Genomic DNA, 23,374 nt, shown 5'->3' on the forward strand with positions numbered 1-23,374 from the left:
AGCTGGTGGGCATGGATCAGGTGGCCTCGGCCATGGAAAGCATCCGCCAGGCCAGCGCCCAAAACGTCGCCGGCACCAAACAGGCCGAGTCCGCCGCCCAAAACCTCCACGAACTGGGACAAAAACTGAAACAGCTCGTCGAGCGCTACCGGGTTTAGGAAAGCCGTTTCATGGCAACCGGAGAAGAAGAGTTCCGCAGGAAGCTGCTCGGCACGTTCGCGGCCGAGGCCGAAGAGCGCCTCGAAGCGATCACCTCCGGGATTCTGGAGCTGGAAAAAGCAGCCGACGCGGCGAGGCGAGCCGCTGTCGTCGAATCCGTCTTTCGCGAAGCCCATAGCCTCAAGGGCGCCGCCCGCGCCGTGGGCAGCGCCGACGTCGAAGCGGTCTGCCAGTCCCTCGAGGGGATCTTCGCGGCGCTCAAACGCGAGGGAATCGCCGCTCCGGCCGGATCTTACGATCTGCTCCACTCGGCCGTTGACGCGCTGCGGCGCCGGCTCTCCCCGGCCGCAGAGACGACGGCCGGCCCGGAAGGGACCGATCTCGGCACTCTTCTCCAGCGTCTCGAAAGCCTCTCCGCAGCGCTTTATTCCCGAGCGCCGGAGGAGTCGCCCTTGTATCCCGCCGGGGAGCAGGCGGCCCCCTTTCCGTCTCCGGCGCCAGACACCGTCCGGCTCCCCGCAGCCCGACTGGAATCCCTGCTGCTCAAGGCTGAAGAGCTGCTCGGCTCGAAGCTCGCCGCGGCACAGCGGGCGGCCGATCTCGCCGAGATCCGGGCGGCGCTTGCGGGGTGGAAAAAGGAGTGGACGGGATTGAAGGCGCGGCTACCGGCCTCGGACGGCGCCGCGGCCGAATCGGTGGAACGGGCCGACCGGGCCTGCGCCGCGCTCGACGCCGCCATGGCGAGCATCGCCCGGGCCGCGGACCAGGATCACCGGCAACTCGGCCGCCAGGTCGACGCTCTCCTGGCCGAGATGAAATGGCTGTTGATGCTCCCCTTCTCCTCGGTGCTGAGGGTTTTTCCGCGCCTGGTGCGCGATCTCTCGCGCGAGCGCGGAAAGGAAGCCGAGCTGGCGATCGAAGGGGGCGAGATCGAGATCGACCGCCGCATCCTGCAGGAGATCAAGGATCCCCTGATCCATCTGGTCAGGAACTCCATCGACCACGGCATCGAAAAACCCCAGGAGCGCCGGCGCAAGAAGAAGCCCCCTGCCGGGATGATCCGCATCGCGATCGCTCAGAAAAACGGCGACAAGGCGGAGATCGTCGTCGCCGACGACGGCGCCGGGATCGACCTCGGCAAGGTCAAAGCTGCGGCGCTGCGGCTGGGCGCGGTTTCCGCCGAGGAAGCCGACAGGCTGAGCGACCGCGAGATCCTGCCTTTGATCTTCCACTCGGGCCTGTCCACCAGTCCCGTGATCACCGATCTCTCGGGCCGGGGAATCGGTCTGGCGATCGTCCGCGAGAAAGTCGAGAAGGTCGGCGGGGCGGTTTTCGTGGAAACGACGCCCGGAGGCGGAACGACCTTCCGGCTCGTCCTGCCGCTCGCGCTGGCGACTTTTCACGGCGTCCTGGTGCGGACCGGGGATCATCTCTTCATCGTTCCGCTGAGCGCCGTCGAGCGCACGGTGAGGATCGCACCGCAGAGCATCCGGACCGCCGAGAACCGGGAGACGATCCGGCTGAACGGATCGGTGCTGCCGCTGGTCCGCCTGCGCGACGTGCTCCTGCTTCCGCGCGGTCGCGCCGCGGCCGACTCCGGTGCGCCCGTGCCGGCGCTGGTGCTCGGCGCCGCCGAGCGGCGGATCGCCTTCGCCGTCGACGAGGTCGTGAGCGAGCAGGAGGTGCTGGTGAAGAGCCTCGGCCGGCAGCTCGCGCGCGTGCGCAACGTCGCTGGCGCGGCCGTGCTGGGAAGCGGGCGCGTCGTGCCCGTGATCAACGTGGCCGACCTGATGCAATCCGCGGCGCGCACGAGCGCCGCCGCTCCGCCGGCGCCCCCGCCCGTCGGGCGTGGCGACGTCGAGGCCAAAAGCGTCCTCGTGGTCGAGGACTCGATCACGGCGCGCGTCCTCATCAAGAACATTCTCGAGTCCGCCGGCTACCGCGTCGCCACCGCGGTCGACGGGATCGACGCCTACACGCAGCTCCGCGCCGGCCGCTTCGACGTCGTCGTCTCGGACGTCGACATGCCGCGCATGAACGGATTCGACCTGACGGCGAAGATCCGCGCCGACCGGAGCCTGTCGGAGCTTCCCGTCGTGCTGGTGACCGCGCTGGAGTCGCGTGAAGACCGCGAGCGCGGCATCGAGGTCGGCGCCAGCGCCTACCTCGTGAAGAGCAGTTTCGATCACAGCAACCTGCTGGAAACGATCGCGAGGCTCGTGTGACGGCTTCGCCGGTCTCGAGAATCCCCGGAAAGGAGAAGGGTCGTCTCGATCTTCGGTAACGACGACTGCACCGCCGCCATGATCAAAGTTCTGATCGTCGAGGACTCTCCGGTCGTCCGGGAGTTTCTGACACACATCCTGGGCTCCGATTCCGACATCGACGTGGTGGGAACGGCGTGCGACGGCGAGGAAGCCGTGGAGGCGGTGGAGCGGACCCGGCCCGACGTGGTCACGATGGACATCCACATGCCCAGATTGAACGGCTTCGACGCGACGCGGAGGATCATGGAGCTCAGCCCGAGGCCGATCGTGATCGTGAGCGGCAGCTCGGCCCACGACGAGATCGCGATGACGTTCAAGGCCCTGGAGTCCGGCGCGCTCGCGATCGTGCCCCGTCCCAGGGGGCTCGGCGACGAGGAAAGCTCTCGGGAGCTGGTCCGCACCGTCAAGCTCATGTCCGAGGTCAGAGTGGTCAGGCGCTGGCCGCGCTCGCGAACCGCGCCGGCGCCCGCTCCGGCCCCGCGGCCCGCCGTCTCCGCCGAGGAACGAGGCGGCGACGTCCGCGTCGTCGCGATGGGCGCCTCCACCGGCGGCCCGATCGTCCTGCAAACGATTCTCTCCGGGCTCGGCGAGAGCTTCCCGGTTCCCGTGCTCATCGTGCAGCACATGACTCCCGGATTCGCCGGCGGTTTCGCCGAGTGGCTCGCGCGGTCCACGGGCTTTCCCGTCGGCATCGCCCGCGACGGCGAGACGACCCTTCCCGGCCGGGCCTACGTCGCTCCGGACGGTTTCCACATGGGCGTGCGCGCCGGCGGCCGGATCGCGCTGGAAAACGCCCCTCCCGAGAACGGGCTCCGGCCCTCGATCTCGTATCTTTTTCGTTCGGTCGTGTCCGCCTATGGCTCGCAGGCGGTGGGAGTGCTGCTCACGGGGATGGGCAGGGACGGCGCCGAGGAGCTGAAGCTGCTGCGGGACAAGGGCTGCGCCACCATCGCTCAGGACCGCGAGAGCTGCGTGGTGTACGGAATGCCCGGGGAGGCGGTGCGGATCGGCGCCGCCGCGCGAATCCTTTCTCCCGACAAGATCGCCGCCGCGCTGCGGGAGATCGTGCAAAAACCGCCCGCGGGATTCAGAGGTTGACGCCATGGAATCGCAAACCGGCAAGCGCGAACCGCGCATCCTGATCGTCGAGGACAGCCCGACGCAGGCGCAACAGCTGAGCTTTCTGCTCGAGGAAAACGGCTACGACACCGAGATCGCCTCCAACGGCCGCGAGGCGCTCGCGGCCGCGGCCCGGCGCCGGCCGACGCTGGTCGTCAGCGACGTCGTGATGCCCGAGATGGACGGCTTTGCGCTCTGCCGCGAGATCAAGTCGCGCGACGAGCTCAGGGACGTTCCCGTGATCCTGCTGACCTCGCTCTCGAGCCCCGTCGACATCGTCAAGGGCCTGGAGTGCGGGGCCGACAACTTCATCACGAAGCCTTACGAGAAAGAATACCTCCTCTCCCACATCCACCACATCCTGCTGAACCGCGAGCTGCGCAAGACTCGCAAGAGCGAGATCGGCCTGGAGGTGGTTTACGGCAACAAGAGATATTTCATCACCTCCGAGCGTCAGCAGATTCTCGATCTCCTCCTCTCGACCTACGAGGCGGCGGTTCAAAAGAACCTCCTGCTCGCCCGGTCGCAGGACGAGCTGCGCCAGCTGAACGAGCAGCTCGATCAAAAAATCAAGGAGCGAACCGAGCGGCTGAGGGAAGAGATCGTCGAGCGCCGCCGCGTCGAGGAGGAAATCCGCCGCCTGAACGCCGAGCTGGAGAGGCGTGTCGCCGAGCGCACGGCCGAGCTGGAGGCGACCACGCTCTTCCTCGACAACGTCCTGCAAAGCTCGACCGAGTACGCCATCGTCGCCGGCGATCTGCGCGGCAACATCCTCAACTGGAACGAGGGGGCGCGGCGCAACTACGGCTACACGGCCGCCGAGGCGATCGGCAAGATGAGCCTCAGGGCGCTCTACGCGCCCGAGGAGATCGCGTCCGGAAGGCTCGACGACCTGGTCCGGACGGCCAGGACGCTGGGGACGGCCGAAGGGGTCTTCGAGAACGCGCGCAAGAACGGCGAGCGCTTCGTCGCCTCGACGGCGGTGACGCTCAGGCGCGACGCCGCCGGGACTCCCGTGGGTTACCTGCTCATCTCCAAGGACATCACGCAGCAAAAGATGCTCGAGGACGAGCTGCGGCGAAAGAACGAGGAGCTGGAGGAGCAGAACCGCCGCGTCCAGGAGGCCAACCGGCTGAAGAGCGAGTTCCTGGCGAACATGTCGCACGAGCTGCGCACGCCGCTGAACGCGATCATCGGCTTCGCGCAGCTCATGCACGACGGCAAGGTAGGTCCGGTTTCTCCGCAGCACAGGGAATACCTCGGCGACATCCTCGCCAGCGGGCGGCACCTGCTCCAGCTCATCAACGACGTGCTCGACCTCGCGAAGGTCGAGGCGGGCAAGATGGAGTTCCGGCCGGAGCCGATCCGCCTCCTCCAGACCTTCGCGGAAGTGCGCGACATCCTGCGCCCGCTCGCCGACCAGAAAAAAATCTCGGTGCAGGTGGAGATCGATCCCGCCCTCGATTCGGTCTTCGCCGACGCCCGCAGCCTCAAACAGATCCTCTACAACTATCTCTCCAACGCCATCAAGTTCACGCCCGACGGCGGGCGCGTCGAGGTCCGGGCCAGGCCCGAGGGCGAGGGCTGTTTCCGCGTCGAGGTCGAGGACAACGGCATCGGCATCAAGTCGAACGATCTCGACCGCCTTTTCGCCGAGTTCCAGCAGCTGGACTCCGGCACCGCCAAGAAGCACGCGGGCACCGGCCTCGGCCTGGCGCTGACGAGGAAGATCGTCGAGGCCCAGGGAGGAAGCGTGGGCGCCCGCAGCGTCTTCGGCCGCGGGAGCCTTTTCTACGCGATCTTGCCGCGCACTACGCCGCCCGGGAGCACCCAGCGGGAGCCCGAGAAGCGCGGACGCACGTTCGGACAGAACGCGCCGACGGTTCTGGTGATCGAGGACGATGACCGGGATCTCGAATGGATCACCGGCACGCTCGCGGAGGCCGGCTACGCCGTGGAGACGGCCGGGAGCGGCGCCGAAGGCCTCGCCAGGTCCCGCGCGAAGCGCTATGACGCGATTTTGCTGGATCTGCTGCTTCCCGACATCATCGGATGGGAAGTGCTGCACGCCATCCGCGCGGAGGAGCGCAACCGGGACGTGCCGGTGATCGCGGTCACGGTGGTCGCGGAAAAAGAGCTGGTCAGGGGCTTTCCGCTGCAGGATTACCTGACCAAGCCCGTGACGCCGGAGCAGCTCCTGAACGCGCTGCGGCGGTCGGGAGTGGCCGCCGGGGGCGCCCGGAAGAAGATCCTGGTGGTGGACGACGATCCAAGCGCCCTCAAGATCGCCGCCCTGGCGCTGGAGGCGAGCGGCTATGAGGTGATCTGCCGCGGCAACGGCGCCGGCGGGCTGGAAATCGCCGCCGGCGGGGATATCGACGCCGTGATCCTGGACCTCCTGATGCCGGAGATGGACGGCTTCGAGTTTCTCGATCGTTTCCGCCGGTTCCCCGGCTGCCGGGACATCCCCGTCATCGTGTGGACCAACAAGGAGACCACGCGAGAGGACCGGCAGCGCCTACGGCGCTCCGCGCAGTCGCTGGCGGCCAAGAGCCGGGGCGGGATCGACTCCGTCGTCCGGGAGCTCAGGCGCCGCGTCCCGCCGGGTGGGGCGCCGCCGGACTGAAGCCGGATACGTGACCGGAGCGAAACGGGATGGAGGTCTCCGGAGGGCAAAAATAAGGACTTGGCAAAAAGCCTGAGACGGAGGACAATAGCTTGTTGGGGAACTGAGAAATGGCGGGAGAACGGATTCTCATCGTCGACGACAACCCGCTCAACATGAAGCTGGTGCGCGTCTTGCTGGAGGGGGAAGGCTACGAAGTGCGCACCGCTTCTGATGCCGAAGAGGCCCTCAGGGTGCTCCAGGAATTCCATCCGCGCATGATCCTGATGGACATACAGCTGCCGGGAATCGACGGGCTGGAGCTGACGCGCCGCCTCAAGAACGATCCCGCGACGCGCGACATCAAGATTCTCGGCCTGACCGCCTACGCGATGAAAGGCGATGAGGAGAGAATCCTGTCCGCGGGTTGCGACGGCTACATACCGAAGCCGGTCGACACGAGAAGCCTCCCCGTGATCATCCGGGCGCACCTTGCCGCCGGCGGAAAAAAGTCGAGCTGAAAGGCGAAGAGGTCACCGGCCATGGAACCTTCCGGCTGCCCGACTCCGAAAATACTCGTCGTCGAGGACAACCCCATCTCGCGCAAGATGGAGCGCCTGGCGCTCGAAGCCGAGGGCTACGCGGTCCTGGAGGCGGCGACAGGAGCGACCGCCCTGGGGCTCGCGGCGAGCGAGAAGCCCGATCTCGTCCTCCAGGACCTGCTGCTTCCGGACATCGACGGTATCGAGCTGGTGTCGCGCCTGCGCGCCCTGCCGGGTGGCAAGCAGATGCCGATTCTGGCGCTCACGGGCCTGACCACGAAAGCCGAGGCGATGCGCTTCTCCGAGTCGCCCTTCAACGATTTTCTCTTCAAGCCGGTAGAGCCTTCGATGCTGATCCGCACGGTGCGCACGCATTTGCACTCGCGCCGCGTGGCGGAGAAGCCGGGCAAGGGGCGCCGCGTGCTGGTGCTCGACGACGAGCCCGCCCAGCTCAAGCTCCTCTCCACCTACCTCGCGCAGATGGGATTCGAAGTCGCCACGGCCGGCGACGGGACCGACGGCTTCGCCAAGGCGCTGGCGCTCAGGCCGGACGCCATCGTCTCCGACGTCCTGATGCCGGGCATGGACGGCTTTCAGCTTTGCCTGAAGGTCCGCGAGAGCCCGGAGCTGGCGCGCACGCCGGTGGTGCTGATCAGCAACAACTACGCGCAGGAGGCCGACAAGCGCCTGGCCGAGCAGGTGGGAGCGTACACCCTGGTGACGAGCACGCCCGATTTTCGCGAAGCGATCGAGGCGTTGCTCGAAAGCCTCGAGAGCGGCCCGTCTCCCCTGCTCGCGGACGCGCAGGCGCTTCGCAGCCAGCACCTCGACCGGGTCGCCCGACAACTCGAGCGCCACGTGAAGCTCAACCGCGAGCTGGCCAGGCGCTCCGCGGCCCAGAGCGCCCAGCTCTCGGTTCTGGCGAGCATGGGGGAGAGCTTTCTTCGCGGCCGGCTGGAGATCGACGCCCTGCTCAGTGACATTCTGGGGCAGTACCTGAACGCCATCGGCTTCTCCTGCGGGGCCGTTTACCTGACGCAGGAGAATCGGCTCGTCCTCTCCGCGCAGATCGGGATCCCCGAGACGGCCCGCCAGCCGCTTCAGAACTTCTACGGCTACGAAGGGGTACTTCACGACGCGATGCTCAGAGGCGAGACGCTCTCGATCTCCCTCTCGCCGGGACGCGACGCTCCGTTCGCCCACGTACTCTCGCACCTCGGAGCGCAGACGCTGCTCGTGAGCCCGCTGCGCTTCCGGGACGAGCCGCTCGGGGTGATCGTCCTGATGTCGGCGGGCTCCGGTCTCGACGAGGACTGGCTGGTCTTCTCCAAGGCGATCACGAACCAGATCGGGCAGGTCATTGCGCTGAGCCGCGCGGTCTCCCGCCTGCAGTCGATGGCGTCGACCGATTCGCTCACCGGGCTGGCCAACCGGGCGCGGCTGCGGGAGTGGCTGCAGCAGGCCGTGGACGACGGCGAGCGCACCGCCGTGTGCCTTCTCAACCTCGACCGCTTCCAGGAGATCAACAACACCCTCGGCTATCGCAACGGCAACTCGCTGCTGCGCCAGGTGGCGCAGCGGCTCACGGACGCATTCGCCGGCCGGGCGTTTGTCGCCCGGCTCGGCGCCGACGAGTTCGCGGTTTGCTTCACCGGTCCGCGGACGCACGATCAGGTGCACGGCGCCGCGCGGCAGATCCTCGGCATCCTTGCCCCGACTTTCCGGATCGACAATTTGAGCATCGCCGTACGCGGCAGCCTGGGTCTCGCCCTCGCTCCCGAGCACGGAAGCAACGCCGACACGCTTCTGAGCTGCGCCGATATGGCGCTTCGGGCCGCGCGGCGCACCGGCAACAATTATCTGGTCTATCCGGAGCACGTCGAGCCGTACAACGCCGACAACCTCACCCTGCTGGGCGAGCTGCGGGAGGCGATCGACGGCGATCGCCTGACTCTCCACTACCAGCCGAAGGTGAGTTACCGGACCGGCCGCGTGGCGGCGGTCGAGGCGCTGCTGCGCTGGCACCATCCCCGCCGCGGGTGGATCCGGCCGGACCACTTCATCTCGCTGGCCGAGCGCGCCGGCCTGATCCATCCCCTCACGCTCTGGGTGGTGACCGCAGCGCTCAGGCAGATCCGCCGCTGGCGCGACCTCGGCCTCGAGCTGCCGATCGCCGTCAACGTCTCGGCGTGGGATCTCCAGGACGACTCGTTTCCCGACTTCGTCGCCGAGGCCGGCCGCACGACCGGAGCGCCGCTTCAGATGCTCGCCTTCGAGCTGACGGAACGATCCCTGATGGCCGACCCGGCGAAGACCAATGTCGCCTTCCAGAAGCTCAGCGCGATGGGCGTCAAGTTCTCCATCGACGACTTCGGAACCGGCTACTCGGCCCTGTCCTATCTGCAAAAGCTGTCGGTCAACGAGATCAAGATCGACCGATCTTTCGTCGCCAGCATGCTCGCGGATCCCCGCAGCGAGGCGATCGTCCGCTCGATCATCGATCTCGGCCGCGATCTCGCGCTGGACGTGGTCGCCGAAGGCGTGGAAGATCAAAAGACCTGGAACCGCCTCGCCGAGCTGGGCTGCGACCTCGCCCAGGGCTACCACATCTGCCGCCCGGTTCCTTCCGAGGATCTGCTCGCCTGGCTGGACCCCGCGAAATCCCCTTCCCGCATGGCGAACGATGGCTGATTGACCGCCGGGCCGTCGCCTGCAAAAAGCCGGGGAGCCTGCGACGCAGCGACCGCCCCCCGCCGGGGCCGCTAACCTGAAGGCACGTCCTTCGGTGGAAGTCGGCGGGTTTGCAGGCTATTATAAATTCGAACGAACATCTTCAGTGCCGATCAGAGCTCTGCAATGCCGGAAGCGATTCGCGTCTTGATCGTCGCGGACGAGCCCGCGGAAGCCGAATCGATGATCGGTCAGCTGCGAAAGAGCGGCTTCAATGCGGAGCCGCAAACGGTCAACCATGAACGGGGCTTTCTCGCGGGGCTCGACGCCTCGCCGGATGTGATCCTGGCGGTTTTCGATATGTCTCCGTTCGGGGCTCCGGAGGCTTTGCGTCTGGTGAAGGAGCGCGGCCTGGACGTTCCCTTGATCGCCGTCACCACCGCCGGCAGCGAAGAGATCGCGGTGACGCGGATGCAGGACGGCCCGGCCGGCTACGTCCTGAAGGACCGGCTCGCGCCGCTGGGACCTCTCGTCTCCCGTGCGCTCGATGAGACACGGCTCCGCCGCGAGAAGCGAGCGGCGGAAGACCTGCAGCGCAGGCTCACCGCCATCCTGGAAGCGACTCCGGACTGCGTACTTATCGCCGGCAGGGACGGACGTGCCGTTTACCTCAACCCCGCCGGCCGCAAGCTGCTGGGATTCGGCGAAGACGAGGACATCCGGGGTTTCATGATCGCCGAGGCCTACCCTCCGAGCGTGCGCCCGCAGATGACCGCCGTCGCGTTTCCCGCCGCCGCCCGCGACGGAACGTGGGTCGGTGAGACGGCGCTTTTGCATCGCAGCGGCCGGGAAATTCCCGTATCCCAGGTGATCATCGTGCACAAACCATCGGACGGGAGCGTCCAGTTTTTCTCGACCATCGCCAGGGACATGACCGAACGCGAGCAAGCGGAGGAAAAGCTCAGGCTCCAGTCGGCGGCGCTCGAATCGGCGGCCAACGCGGTCGTGATCACCGATCGTGACGGTACCATCGCTTGGGTCAACCCGGCGTTCACCAGGCTCACGGGTTATTCTCCCGCCGAGGCCATCGGCCGGAACCCGAGATTGCTCAAATCCGGGGCGCACGATCGGGCCTTCTACGAGAAGCTTTGGCGTACGATCTTGTCCGGCGAGACTTGGTCGGGAGAAATGGTCAACCGGCGGAAAGACGGTGGGCTTTACACCGAAGAACAGACGATCACGCCGGTGCGCGACCCGCGGGGAGAGATCACCCACTTCATCGCGATCAAGCAAGATATAACGGAGCGGAAGCGGGGAGAAGCGGCGTTGCGCGGCCGCGAAGCCGCCGAGGCGGCCAACCGGCTGAAGAGCGAATTTCTCGCCAACATGTCCCACGAGCTGCGCACGCCGCTCAACGCCATCATCGGCTTCGCGCAGCTCATGCACGACGGCAAGGTGGGACCCCTCTCAGCGACCCACCAAGAATACCTCGGCGATATTCTCCACAGCGCCCACCACCTGCTCCAGCTCATCAACGACATCCTCGACGTGGCCAAAATCGAAGCGGGAAAGATGGAGTTCACGCCGGTGCCGGTCGACCTCGCCGGCATCGCCGCCGAAGCGAAAACCGTTGTTCAGGGGTTGGCGGTGCGGAAAAGGATCCGGTTGGAGGTCGACGTTGACCCGGCGCTCACCGGCGTCGTCGCCGACGCCAGAGGCCTCAAGCAGGTGCTCTACAATTACCTTTCCAACGCCATCAAATTCACCGCCGAAGGCGGCCACGTCACGCTCCGCATACGGCCCGAGCCACCGGATCGCTTCCGCATCGAGGTCGAGGACGACGGGATCGGCATCCGGGCCCAGGACATCGGCAAGCTGTTCAGCGAGTTTCAACAACTCGACAGCGGCTCCGGCAAGCAATACGCCGGGACAGGCCTGGGCCTTGCGCTCACCAGGCGCCTGGTCGAGGCCCAGGGCGGAGAGGTCGGTGTGCGCAGCGAGTTCGGCAAGGGCAGCTTGTTCTACGCCGTGCTGCCGCGGACACCGCGGTAGGGACCCGGCGCCATCGCTGCCGCTCGTTGTCCGGCGGGTAAAAATCTGTACGCCGAACGAGGCCGATACCCCGTAAAATCAAAGACTTGCGCGTCGCGCCAGCGGCACCGCAATTGCGATGAAGTCTTTAGCCGCCCGCGACCTCGAGCCGAGAGCCGTGGCACCGGCTGGGAGCACGCTCGGCGCAAAACAACCTCGACCGCAAGGGCTAACGGCCGATGACAAGCGACCTCTCGCACAAAGTTGCCGAACTCGAGGCCGCCAACGCGCGCCTCACCAGGCTGCTCGAGGCGAGCCGCGAAATCGCCCTCGACAGCGAGCCGCTTCGGCTCGCTGTCGGCTACTGCGGTTTCGCCCGGACCCTCGTCCCCGCGCAGTTCAGCGCCGTCGGGCTCCTCGACGACTCGGGACAGTCGTTGCAGCACTTCGCTCTGAGCGGGGACGACGGCGAGGAGTTTCCGCTCGCGGCGAAGCCTGGCCTGCAAGAAGGGGTTTTCGGCTCCTTGCTTCGGGAACCCCGTCCGGCGCGATACCTCAATCCTGACGGCGATCCGGCGGCGCTGGGCTTTCCCGAAGGCTACCCGCCGGTCCATTCTCTGCTCGCCCTGCCCCTCGTCACGCCGAGGCGCGTTTACGGCTTTCTGCTCTTCGCCAACAAGACCGGCGGAAGAGAATTCGACGACGAGGACGAACGTACGGCCGTCGCGCTCGCGTCGCACGCCGCGGTCGCCTACGAGAACGCGCTGCGGTACGACCGGACGCTGCACGAGCTGCGCGAGAGCAAAGCGGAGCTGCTGCGCGGCCACGAGGAGCTGCAAAGGCAGTACCTCAAGATTCAGGAGGTCAACCGGCTTAAGAGCGAGTTTCTGGCCAACATGTCGCACGAGCTGCGCACGCCGCTCAACGCTATCATCGGCTTCTCGGAGCTCATGCGCGACGGCAAGCTGGGCCCGATCGCCGAGCCGCACAAGGAATACCTCGACGACATCCTGAGCAGCGCGCGCCACCTGCTTCACCTGATCGAAGACGTTCTCGAGCTTGCGAAAATCGAGGCGGGCAAGGCCGCGTTCCAGCCCCGAGCCGTCGCCCTGGAGCCGCTGGCGTTGGAAGTGCGCGAGGCGGCGCTGGCGCTCGCGGGCCAGAAGCCTGTCTCCATCGAGGTCGAGGTCGATCCGGCCGCTGCCACCGCGGTCGTCGATCCGAGAAGCTTCAAGCAGGTGCTCTACAACTTCGTCTCCAACGCCGTGAAGTTCACCGCGAAGTCCGGGCGGGTGTTCATCCGCATCGCAGCTGAGGAGCCCGACAGGCTGCGGATCGAGGTGCGGGACACGGGGATCGGCATCCGCTCCGAGGACCTCCCCCGCCTCTTCGTGCCGTTCGAGCAGCTCGACGCCGGAACCGCCAAACAATACGGCGGAGCCGGCCTCGGGCTCGCTCTGGCCAAACGCATCGTCGAGGCCCTGGGCGGGCGCGTGGGATTGGAAAGCGTTCCGGGGCAAGGAAGCACGTTTTATGCGGTCCTGCCACAAAGATCGTAGATCGTCGCCCGCGTCCACCGCACCCCAAATCCGCCACGGCGAGACCGCAGGGGTGACGGGTTGCGTGCGGAAAATCGCCGATCTCGAGCGCGCCGGGGAGGCCGCGCAACGCTGCCCCGACCGCATCGGCGCGCTCCATGAAATCAATCTCGCCCTCTCTTCCACTCTCGAGCTGCGCCAGGTCCTGAACCTGCTCCTGGAAAAGCTGGATCTCGTTCTGCCTTTTCCCGTGGCGACCACGGTGCGCCTGTGGAATCCCGAGACACAACGCCTGGAGTCGCTCGCCTGCCGCAACCTCGACGAGCAGGAGTGGCGAAAGCGTCAGGTAACGAGCCAGGGAGGGCGGGCTTACCGGGTCATGCAATCCGGCGCGCCGGTCGTCGTTCCCGATGTCCGTCTCGATCCTGACACTCACGACTCGAGTTTTTTCGCGAAGCACGGCCTGGTCTCTTATCTGGGTCTGCCCCTCACCGTCCGCGGCCGGACGATCGGCGTTTTGGGAGTTTATACCAGAGAGAAGCATTCCTTCACGGCGGACGAGCTGGAGTTCCTGACGACGCTCGCGGCGCAGGCTGCCGTCGCCATCCACAACGCGCGGCTCTACGAGGAGGCCGAGGCGGCGAAGAAGAAAGCCGAGAGCGCCAATCGCTATCTGGATACGGCGCTGAGCCGGTTAGCCCGCCTTTACGCCGCCATGACCCCGCTCAGCGCGGGCGAATCGACGAAGGAGCTGGCCGGAGCGATCATCGACCGGCTGATCGAGGCGACCGGCGCCGATGCCGCCGCCATCCGGCTCTGGGACCCCGACAGCGGGATCTTCCGCATCCTCGAGCAGCGCGGATTTTCCCCCGATTTTCTCAGGCTCGTCGGCGACGCGCCCGCCGGGGGCTCCATCGACTGGGTGATCACGCACGGCGAGCCGATCATCGCCCCGGATATCGCCTCCGATCCGCGGTTCAAGAGCGGTGCGCAGCTCAAGCTCGGGCTCCGGTCCTGCGCCATTCTCCCGTTCGCCGTTCGCGGCCGGGTGCGCGGCGTAATCCACGTTTCCAGCCGGAAACCGAATTACTTCGACGCGGATCAGAGGGAGCACCTGCTCGCCATCGCACGCCAGATGGCGATCGTGGTCGAAAACCTCGATCTGCTCCACGATCTGAGGCGCTCGCGCGACGAGCTGGAAAAAGCCGACAGGATCAAGGACGAGTTCTTGAGCGTGATCTCCCACGAGCTGAGAACGCCTCTGAACGTCATCCTGGGTTATCTGCAGCTTCTTGAAGGGAGAGCCCTCGGGCCGCTGACGCCGGAACAATGCGAGGCGTTGAGGAAGATCGACCGCCAGTCCAGGGATCTGCTCCGGATGATCGAGACGATCCTGGACGCCACCGCCGCCGATGTGCGGCGCCCGTCCGCGGGCGGCCAGGCGATCGAACCCTCCGACCTTCTGGCGACGCTCCGGGCGGACTGCGAGGCGTTGCTCGACAACGACCGCGTAGCTCTGGAATGGGACTGCGACGTCGCGCTGCCGGTACTGAGAAGCGACCCGCGAAAGATCAGACAGATCCTGCTCAACCTCGTCGACAACGCCCTGAAGTTCACGCCCCAGGGCAAAGTCCGCATCTCGATCAGAGCGCGCGAGGAGCTTCCGGCAAATAGCCCCGAGTCCTCCGCGCCCGACCGTGCGGGGCGATGGCTGGAACTGGAGGTGGCGGATACGGGAATCGGCATACAGCCCGACGCCCTGCCGCGCATCTTCGATCGTTTCTACCAGGCCGACACCTCGATCACCCGAGAGCATCGCGGCATGGGGCTTGGCCTCTACGTCGTCAAACAGTTAACGGAACTGCTTCACGGCACCATCACGGTGCAGAGCCAGCCTGGAAAAGGGTCGACGTTCACCGTTCGAATACCGCTGAGCCCCGTGGAATCGAGACAAAACCTGTCACAACGGGATACATCCGCGGCGGCCGACAACGACACCGCGGCCGGGCACCCCGCGGACGCCCGGAAGCGCGATGCGGGTGCTGCAGAGAGCGGACTGACCTCGAGTGGCCGCAGGCCCGCGAGCGCTCTCCGGGACACCGTAAAATGACCGCCCGCCCGCGTTTTGCCCCGCGAATTCCAAAGGGGCCTCGAGGAGGCAAACCGGGCGTGCGCGCACGTTTTGGCGCGGCCGGCGCAGCGTCGCCGACAGTGTATCCTTATATATGCGAGGTACTGTGGCACCCGGGTTGCATTGCGCGATCGAAAACTCGCGCGGCTTCTCTCCGAGGAACACTCCGCCCGGCGGCGGAAGCGTTGTCCCGGGTTTCCGGCGCCGCCCGGAACACAGCCGCAGCAGCGGCGATTGTCTTGAAGACGGCGCAAAGACCGCGGGCGACAAGAACAGTCGAGGTCGCGCGCCTGCACTCGGAATTCCATCGACCTTCTGGAGGAAACATGGCTGTAACCCGACTGAAAATCACCGGCATGGCTGCGATGCTCTGCGCACTGGCCGCTTTCGTCACGGTGCCGGTCCGCGCGGCCGAGCGGCCGCGCGACCGCTTGCGCATCGTTTACGCCGGCCTGTCCGGCAACCAGGCGCCGGCCTGGGCGGCGCTCGAAGGCGGCTTCTTCGGCAAGCACGGCGTCGATGCGGAGCTGGTTCACGTCGTGGGCGGCACATCGGCCGTCCGCACTCTGCTTTCCGGCGATGCCGCGTTCGCTCAGGTCTCCGGTCTTCCGGTGATCGAAAGCGCCCTGAGCGGCTCTGAAGTCGTGATCCTCGCCGGCCTTCTCAACACCATGAGCTACCAGTTCATCGTCGCCAGGGAGATCGCGCGGCCGGCCCATCTGAAGGGAAAGACAGTGGCGGTCAGCCGTCTCGGATCCTCCTCCGATTTCGCCACCCGCTACGCTCTCGACCGCTACGGGCTGGTTCCGGGCAAGGACGTGAGGATCGTCGAAATCGGCGCCCAGCCGGAGCGGTTCGCAGCCCTCGTCAACGGAAAAATTCAGGGCGTGATGCTGGAGGTCCCGCTGACGCTCAAGGCGAGGCAGATGGGCTTTCCCGTCCTGGCCGATCTCCAGAAGCTCGGGCTCGAATATCAGGCGACGGTGCTCGCCGCGACCCGGACGACCGTCAAGACGCGGCCCGATCTGGTGCGCAGGGTCTTGACGGGGATCGTGGAAGGGATTCATTACTACAAGACCCGTCCTCCGCAGGCTATGGCGATTCTGAAGAAATACCTGAAGACCAGCGACGCCGGCGCGCTCCAGGAGACCTATGAAAGCATCGGCCTCGCGCTCATTCCAGAGAAGCCGTATCCGACGTTGCGCGGGATTCAGGTCATCCTGCGCGAGCTGTCGGACACGATCCCGCAGGCCCAAAGCGCGCGGCCGGAGCAGTTCGTCAATTCGATTTTTATGAGAGATCTGGACGGCTCGGGATTCATCGACCGGCTGTACAACGCAGAGCCGCGCCCTGCCTCCCCGCGCAAATGACGGGACCGGGCCCGGCGCTGAAGCACAGCCGGCGTAGCCCGGGAAGACCCGGGAAGCTCCGCGCGCCCGAGGCCCGACTGGAAGAATGAGAATCTCGTCACTGAAGAGTTTTTTCTCCGCGCGGCCTGGCTCGCGCCCGGCCGCCGTCCGGCACTGGTTTCCCACCGCCTTGATCCTGTTCGGGATCGGCGCGACCCTGACGCTTTCCAGAGCCGTCGGCGACGCGAACCGAGAAAGCATTCTCCGGATCGTCGAGGGAGAGGTCCAGGCTCTTTCGCGTTCGATCGAAGGCGCCGTAACCGCCCACATCGAATCGCTCGTGCGGATGAGCCATCGGTGGGGCACGGGGAAGCTGTCGCGCATCGAGCTGGAAACGGACGCCCGAACCGAGTTCGCCTACTCGTACGGTCTGGAGGCGATCGAAGGGTTCGATTCGAGGCTGCAGCGGCAGTGGGGCGTATCGACCGGAGGAAGAAAAATCGGCGACGTGGAGGCGGCCCTGGGCCCGTCGCGGGATCAGCTCCTCCGAAACGCCCTGAGCCGGCAGGCGGTCACCATGACGCGAGCGTTGGATCAGCCCCCGGGAGGGACCGCGATCCTGATTTACGTGCCCGTGTTCAGCCCCGGAGGCGATCGGCCCCAGGGCTTCATTGCCGCGGTTCTGAACCCTTACTCCACCATGACGGGGCTCCTGAACGCCATACTCGTGCGCCGTTACGACGTGGAGATCCTGGAGGGGCAAAAGCGCATTTACATCAAGCCGGGCGCTCAGGCGACCACGAAGGAATGGGCGCGCGAGGCCGATCTCAAACTGCACGGCGTGGCTTGGGGCGCTCCGGCCTGGACCATACGCGTCTGGCCCACGCCCGAGTGGCTCGCCGAGATCCGCTCGGGCCTCGATCGGCTGGTGCTGGTCACCGGCTTCGTCGTGACGGCGCTCCTCGCCCTGCTCGCTCACGTTTTCCAGATCGCTCGCGAGCGCGCGCGCCAGCTCGAAGCGGCCAACGAGATGCTCAGGAACGAGATCGCCGCCCGCGAGCGCGCGCAGAGCGCTCTGGCCGATTTCACCGCGATGATCGCCCACGACCTGCGCTCGCCCCTCAATCAGGTCATGGGCGTGAGCGAATTGATGGCCGACGGGGTCTTCGGCCCGGTCACCGACGAGCAGAAGCGCTGGCTCACGAAATCGACGGAGACGGCGCGGCAGCTGGTGAGCCTGGTGAACGACTTTCTCGACCTCTCGAAGCTCGAATCGGGCCGCATGGAGCTTGCCCTGGAGGAGACGGAACCCGAAAGCATGATCGACCGGGCCCTGGATACCTGCCGCCTGCGCGCTCGGGAGAAGGCCATCGAACTTCGCAAGGCCGTCGACGCTCAGCTCCCGAGGCTGCGGGTCGACGCCCGCCGCCTCGAGCAGGTATTGATGAACCTTCTCGACAACGCCGTGAAGTTCACCCCCGCTGGAGGGAGGATCGAGATCGGTGCCGCGAGCAGGCCGGCCGAAGTCGAATTCTGGGTTCGGGACAACGGCGTCGGGATCCCTGCCGAGGAAATGAGCGCGCTGTTCGAGAAGTACAGACAAACCGCGAGCGGAAAGGCCTCGAAGCACAAGGGGACGGGCCTGGGACTGGTCATCTGCAAAATGATCGTCGAGGCCCACGGCGGCCGCATCCGTGCCGAAAGCCGACCCGGCGAAGGCGCCACGTTTTCGTTCACGGTGCCCCTCGGAAGCGCAGCCGCCGCGAGCGAAGGCCCGCCCGCGCCGGCACGCCGGGTGTCGTGAGAGCGCTCGAGCCTTCATGCGAACCTTTCCGACACGCTCTCCCTCTTCAAGGCACAGGGCCGGGCGCCCGGGACGGCGGACAGGGCCCGCCCGGAGGTCGTTCTCATGAGCCGCGTCGGCCACAAGACAGGCTCGCCGGCAGGCCCTCGGCGCGGCCTGCAAGCGCGCCGGCGACGGGCCGCGATCGCGAGGCTCGGGCAGATCGCCCTGAGATCGGACTCTCTCGAGACGTTGCTCCGGGAAACCGCCGGTTACGTCGCGGAGGGGCTGGGTCTAAAGCGCGCTGCCATCTTCGAGATTCTCTCCGGGTCCCGCCTGGCGCTCCGAGCCGGCGCGGGCTGGCCGGAAAATTCCGGCGCATCCGCCGCCGACAGTCACGTCGTGTACACGCTCGCCGCCAGGAGGCCGGTGATCGTTCGCGATTTCCGCTCCGAGAGCCGCTTCGAGGGCGGCGCCCTTTTCCGAGATCAGGGCGTGGTCAGCGGGCTCGCCGTGCCCGTTCCCGGCGAACGGGGACCGTGCGGCGCGATCGCCGCTTACGCTTCGAGGCCCCGGGCCTTTACGGAGGACGACGTCCATTTCGTCGAAGCGGCGGCCAATATCCTCGCCGGCTGGATGGAACGGCACCGGACGGGCGAAGCCCTGCGCCGCTCCAACCGCATGCTCTACATGCTCAGCCGCTGCAACGAAGCGCTCCCGCGCGCCGCCGGAGAAAACGACTTTTTGCACGAGGTCTGCCGCCTGGTCGTGGAAGCCGGGTACCAGCTCGCCTGGATCGGCTTCGCGGAAGAGGACGGCGAGAAAACCGTGCGGCCCGTGGCGCGCGCGGGTCGAGGAGAGGACTACATAGGAGCCATTTCCGTTCACTGGGGAGAAGACGCCGCGTCCCTGGGTCCGACCGGGACGGCGATCCGCACCGGCAAGCCCGCGATCGCCCGTCATATCGCCGAAGATCCCAGCTTCGCTCCTTGGCGCGAGCAGGCGCTGGCCCGGGGCTTCGCCTCTTCCATAGCCCTGCCCTTGACCGCCGGAGAAAGGGTCTTCGGGGCCCTGAACATCTACGCCGGAGAGCCGGACGCTTTCGACGCCGAAGAGATCCAGCTGCTGGCCAATCTGGCATCCGACGTCTCCTCTGGAATTCTGGCGCTGCGCGACCGCGCCGAGCGGGCGCGGGCCGAGGCGATGCTGGCGGAGCGCGAACGGTATTTCCGGGCGCTGATCGAAAACGCGATGGACCTGATCACGGTGCTCGACCGGGACAGAACCATACGCTATCAGAGCCCCTCGGCGCAGCGGGTGCTCGGCTACCTGCCGCAGGAGCTCTGCGGCAGAAGCGTCTTCGATTTCGTTCACCCCGAGGACGCCGAGCGCGCTCGGCAGGCTTTCGCCGTCGCCTCCGCCGACGATAACGGCTTGCGGTCCGGTTTCCGCGTCTTGCACAAAGACGGCTCGTGGCGCTACCTCGAAACAATCGGCAAGAGACTGGCCGGCCCGGGAGCGTTCCGGGGTGTCATCATCAACTCGCGCGACGTGACCGATCGAAAAAATACCGAACGGCTGTTGCAGGAGAGCGAGGAGAACCTGCGCCAGCTCACCGACAACATCCGGGAGGTCTTCTGGCTCACCAATCGCGACCGAAGCGACATGATCTACGTCAGTCCCGCGTACGAGTCGATCTGGGGGCGGACCCGGGAAGCGCTTTACGACGCCCCGGCCTCCTGGATGGACGCGATCCATCCGGAAGACCGCCCCCGGGTCGAGGCGGCCACCCTCGGCGCCGGGCGCGGCGAGGCATACGACGAGGAGTACCGCGTCGTGCGCCCCGACGGCTCCGTTCGCTGGGTGCGCGACCGGGCGTTTCCGATCCATGACGGGTCGGGAGCGGTCTACCGGGTTGCCGGCGTCGCGGAAGACGTTACCGAGCAGCGCCGCGCCGACGAGGCCGTCCGGTCTTCGTACCGGGAGCTTCAGACCCTCCATGAAATCAACCGCGGTATCCTGAACACGCTCGAGCTGAAGCCTATCCTGAACCTGATCCTGCAGAAGACGCTTTCGGCGGGCGCGTTCGACCTGGGATTGATCCGGTTGCTGGACCCCGCGGGCAAACGGATGGAAGTTGCCGCGCACCATGGCTATCGGAATTCCGGCAATATCCATGACCGGCTGTTGGAGCCGGCTGGCGCTGGCCGGAAGCCCACGCTCTACCGCGTGCTGCAAACCAAGAAAACGCTCGTCGTGGAAGACCTCACCGCGCATGACGGCCTGAGCTCGCTGAAGCTGGAAGAGGCCCGCTCGGCGGTCCTCGTCCCGATCTCGGCCGAAGACGAGGTCCTCGGGATCATGCTCCTCGGCTCGCGGTCGCCGCGGGCCATGCAGGAAAAGGAGATCCGCCTGCTCGAGGCGATCGGCAGCCAGACCGGCCTGGCGATCCAGAAAGCCCGGCTCTACGACCAGGTGAAGGAGCAGGTGAAGGAGCTGGAACGGTCCAACCGCGTCAAGAGCGAGTTTCTCGGCGTGATGTCGCACGAGCTGAAGACGCCGCTGAACATCATCCTGGGATATGCCTCCGTCGTCCGGGACGATCTCATGCGATCGGGCGACGAGGCCCACGGCGCCGCGCTGAAGAAGATCGAGTTTCAGGCGAACGAGCTGCTTCGCATGATCAACAGCATCATGGAGGCCGTCCGCCTCGAGTCCGGCGACATCGTCCTCGATCTCGGGCCCGTCGACGTCGAGCGACTCATGGAAGAGCTGAAGCTCGCCGTCGATGTCCCGCAGCAAAAGCCGGTGCGGTTGATCTGGCGGATTTCGCCCGGGCTTCCGCCCCTGCGGACCGACCGGTTGCGGCTGGCTCAGATCCTTCGCAACCTCATCGCCAACGCCCTGAAGTTCACCGACAGCGGCAGCGTGACGGTCTCGGCGGCGCCCGGGGGCGGGGCGGGAACCGCGCCGTACGTGGAATTCTCGGTGAAAGACACCGGCATCGGCGTTCCCGAGGAAAGCCTTTCGGAGATCTTCGACATGTTTCACCAGCTCGACAGCTCGACCACGCGCAGCTACGAAGGGGCGGGGCTGGGCCTCCACATCGTCAAGAAGTTCACCGCTCTCCTCGGCGGAACGGTCGCGGTAGAGAGCGCGCCGGGCAAAGGCTCGACGTTCACGGTGCGGATCCCGTCGGGCGGACCGACGGGTGCTGCGTGAAAGCCGGTCCGCCGTCGGATCTTCTCTTTCAGCCGTGCGCTCGGGACCGTCCTCTTAGATTCGTCGAGCCTTGACACTTCAGGCATATATGATAATCAAATGTAATTTTCAAGCTGAACCACAAAGGAAGCTCGGTTCGAGGCGTGCCATCGGGCCGGGCTTTTGTTTTCAGCCGGCACGCACCGTCGATAGCGACCAACCACCATCTGCCCGCGCGACTTTTGCGCTTCGCAGCGATCGTCCGACGTCAACTGACACTCGCCGAACTCGCCAGGGTCCGGAGGCTGCACGGATATGATTCGGGTCCTGTATATCGATGACGATCCGCTGGATCGTGCGCTGGTCAAGGATTTGCTCGAAAAAGAATCCGGCGAATTCGAGGTTACCGAAGCGGGTTCCGCCGCTGAGTTCGAGGCCTGTCTCGCCGGCGGCGGCTACGACGTGGTTTTGAGCGACATCAGCATCCTCGGCCTCGGAGGCCTTGAAGTCATCGATCAGATGCGGGCCGACCGTCCGGGGCTGCCCGTCGTTATCCTCACCGGGAGCGGTTCAGAGGAAGTCGCGGTCGAGGCGCTGCAGCGTGGCGCCGCCGATTACGTGATCAAAAGTCCGAACGGCATCCGGCGCCTGCCGCACGTGCTGGCAGCGGCCATCGACAGGGCGCGCGCGGAAAGAGAACGGCTGCTGGCCGAGGAGCAGTTGCGCCTGAGCGAGGAGCGGCTGCGCCTGGCGCTGGACGGCGCTGACATGGGCACCTGGCACCGGAACCTTTTGACCGGCGAGGTGATCTGGAGCGAGCGGTGCCGGCGAATGCTCGGCATCGCGCCGGACACTGCGGCGAGCTACGAGCGCTTCCTCGGCGCGATCCATCCCGACGACCGCGATCTTGTCGAAGCCGCCGTGACCCGGGCCATCGAAGAGCGCGCTCATTATGGTGCCGAGTTCCGCGTACGCCGGCTCGACGGCACGACCCGCTGGCTGGCGTCCAGAGGTTGCGCCCATTACGACGACAGCGGCCGGCCGGTGCGCGTGGAGGGCGTCGTGCTCGACATCACCGAGCGCAAGGAGGCGGAGGAGCTGCTGCAGCGGTCGCACGACCTGCTCGAGCGCAAGGTCGCCCAGCGCACCGCGGAGCTGGCCGAGGTCAACGCCCGGCTTCGCGACCTCGACCGCATGAAGTCGGAGTTCCTGGCCAACATGTCGCACGAGCTGCGCACGCCGCTCAACGCCATCATCGGCTTCAGCCAGCTCATGTACGACGGCAAGGTGGGAAAGATTTCGTCGCGACATCGCGAGTACCTGAACGATATACTGACGAGCGCCCGCCATCTGCTGGCGCTCATCAACGACGTTCTGGACCTCTCCCGGATCGAAGCGGGCCGGATGGAACTGGTCCTCAGCGAGTTCACGATAGATGAAGTGCTGGCGGAGGTCGAGGGAAACCTCGCCCCCGCGATCGCCGCCAAGGGCCTGAGGCTGATACGAGAGGTGGAACCCGGCTGCCCCGCCGTCACGAGCGACCGGACCAGACTGCTCCAGGTCCTTCTCAACCTCGCCGGCAACGCCGTGAAATTCACCGAGCGCGGCGAGGTCTGCATCCGCTGCCGGGCAGCGGCCGGCGGACGGCTTCAGATCGCCGTCTCCGATACCGGCATCGGCATCGCCCCCGAGCAGATGAAGAAGCTGTTCCTGCCTTTTTCGCAGGTCGACGCGAGCTTGCGGCGACGTCACGAGGGAACCGGCCTCGGGCTCTATCTGTCGCAAAAGCTCGCCTCTCTCCTGGGCGGCGCGATCTCCGCCGAAAGCCGCTACGGCCAGGGCTCGACGTTCACCCTCACGATTCCGCAAAGGCCGGCCGGAAAGCCCCCTGCGTCCTGAGCCGGTCGAAGATCATTCCCGCCCGCAAGCGGCGCATTATTGTCCAAATCCGCCCAAACGTGCCGCGACGGGATTCTTCG

Annotated in this window: 12 protein-coding genes; all 12 read left to right on the forward strand. The window is 66.4% G+C overall.

Annotated features, from left to right (window positions below; genetic code table 11):
• Positions 1-170: 170 nt before the first annotated feature.
• The 12 genes from VNN77_07685 (at position 171) to VNN77_07740 (ending at position 23,294) form a co-directional block, all read left to right on the forward strand.
• Complete coding sequence (locus VNN77_07685; GenBank protein HXG51268.1) at positions 171-2,384, forward strand: response regulator; 2,214 nt, start codon at positions 171-173, stop codon at positions 2,382-2,384.
• Positions 2,385-2,462: 78 nt separating this feature from the next.
• Entirely contained in the window at positions 2,463-3,524 is a 1,062-nt protein-coding gene (locus VNN77_07690; GenBank protein ID HXG51269.1) for a chemotaxis response regulator protein-glutamate methylesterase, read from the forward strand.
• Between the two features lie 4 nt (positions 3,525-3,528).
• Positions 3,529-6,171, forward strand: coding sequence for a response regulator (locus tag VNN77_07695; protein HXG51270.1), 2,643 nt, complete (start codon positions 3,529-3,531; stop codon positions 6,169-6,171).
• 110 nt (positions 6,172-6,281) lie between these two features.
• Positions 6,282-6,671: a response regulator gene (locus tag VNN77_07700; protein HXG51271.1), complete on the forward strand. Its 390-nt coding sequence runs from the start codon at positions 6,282-6,284 to the stop codon at positions 6,669-6,671.
• A 21-nt stretch (positions 6,672-6,692) separates the two neighbouring features.
• Entirely contained in the window at positions 6,693-9,383 is a 2,691-nt protein-coding gene (locus VNN77_07705) for an EAL domain-containing protein (protein ID HXG51272.1), read from the forward strand.
• A gap of 165 nt (positions 9,384-9,548) precedes the next feature.
• Positions 9,549-11,414 carry a PAS domain S-box protein gene (locus tag VNN77_07710; GenBank protein ID HXG51273.1) on the forward strand — a complete coding sequence of 622 codons (1,866 nt, stop codon included), beginning with the start codon at positions 9,549-9,551 and terminating at the stop codon, positions 11,412-11,414.
• Between the two features lie 218 nt (positions 11,415-11,632).
• Positions 11,633-12,952, forward strand: coding sequence for a GAF domain-containing sensor histidine kinase (locus VNN77_07715; protein HXG51274.1), 1,320 nt, complete (start codon positions 11,633-11,635; stop codon positions 12,950-12,952).
• A 52-nt stretch (positions 12,953-13,004) separates the two neighbouring features.
• A complete protein-coding gene (locus VNN77_07720; protein HXG51275.1) occupies positions 13,005-15,041 on the forward strand; it encodes a GAF domain-containing protein in 2,037 nt (678 codons plus the stop codon).
• Between the two features lie 347 nt (positions 15,042-15,388).
• Positions 15,389-16,432, forward strand: coding sequence for an ABC transporter substrate-binding protein (locus VNN77_07725; protein HXG51276.1), 1,044 nt, complete (start codon positions 15,389-15,391; stop codon positions 16,430-16,432).
• An 85-nt stretch (positions 16,433-16,517) separates the two neighbouring features.
• Complete coding sequence (locus VNN77_07730; protein ID HXG51277.1) at positions 16,518-18,215, forward strand: ATP-binding protein; 1,698 nt, start codon at positions 16,518-16,520, stop codon at positions 18,213-18,215.
• 105 nt (positions 18,216-18,320) lie between these two features.
• The gene (locus tag VNN77_07735) at positions 18,321-21,416 is read left to right on the forward strand and encodes a GAF domain-containing protein (GenBank protein ID HXG51278.1); all 3,096 of its coding nucleotides are present in this window, start codon (positions 18,321-18,323) and stop codon (positions 21,414-21,416) included.
• A gap of 294 nt (positions 21,417-21,710) precedes the next feature.
• Entirely contained in the window at positions 21,711-23,294 is a 1,584-nt protein-coding gene (locus VNN77_07740) for an ATP-binding protein (protein ID HXG51279.1), read from the forward strand.
• Positions 23,295-23,374: the final 80 nt, after the last annotated feature.

It is taken from the genome of Candidatus Zixiibacteriota bacterium, from assembly GCA_035574315.1.
Lineage (GTDB): Bacteria > Desulfobacterota > Binatia > UBA9968 > UBA9968 > DATLYW01.

Coding starts and splice junctions, on each gene's coding strand:
- VNN77_07740 (HXG51279.1), top strand. CDS start 21,711: ATGATTCGGGTCCTGTATATCGATGACGATCCGCTGGATCGTGCGCTG.
- VNN77_07695 (HXG51270.1), top strand. CDS start 3,529: ATGGAATCGCAAACCGGCAAGCGCGAACCGCGCATCCTGATCGTCGAG.
- VNN77_07735 (HXG51278.1), top strand. CDS start 18,321: ATGAGCCGCGTCGGCCACAAGACAGGCTCGCCGGCAGGCCCTCGGCGC.
- VNN77_07725 (HXG51276.1), top strand. CDS start 15,389: ATGGCTGTAACCCGACTGAAAATCACCGGCATGGCTGCGATGCTCTGC.
- VNN77_07730 (HXG51277.1), top strand. CDS start 16,518: ATGAGAATCTCGTCACTGAAGAGTTTTTTCTCCGCGCGGCCTGGCTCG.
- VNN77_07710 (HXG51273.1), top strand. CDS start 9,549: ATGCCGGAAGCGATTCGCGTCTTGATCGTCGCGGACGAGCCCGCGGAA.
- VNN77_07705 (HXG51272.1), top strand. CDS start 6,693: ATGGAACCTTCCGGCTGCCCGACTCCGAAAATACTCGTCGTCGAGGAC.
- VNN77_07715 (HXG51274.1), top strand. CDS start 11,633: ATGACAAGCGACCTCTCGCACAAAGTTGCCGAACTCGAGGCCGCCAAC.
- VNN77_07690 (HXG51269.1), top strand. CDS start 2,463: ATGATCAAAGTTCTGATCGTCGAGGACTCTCCGGTCGTCCGGGAGTTT.
- VNN77_07685 (HXG51268.1), top strand. CDS start 171: ATGGCAACCGGAGAAGAAGAGTTCCGCAGGAAGCTGCTCGGCACGTTC.
- VNN77_07700 (HXG51271.1), top strand. CDS start 6,282: ATGGCGGGAGAACGGATTCTCATCGTCGACGACAACCCGCTCAACATG.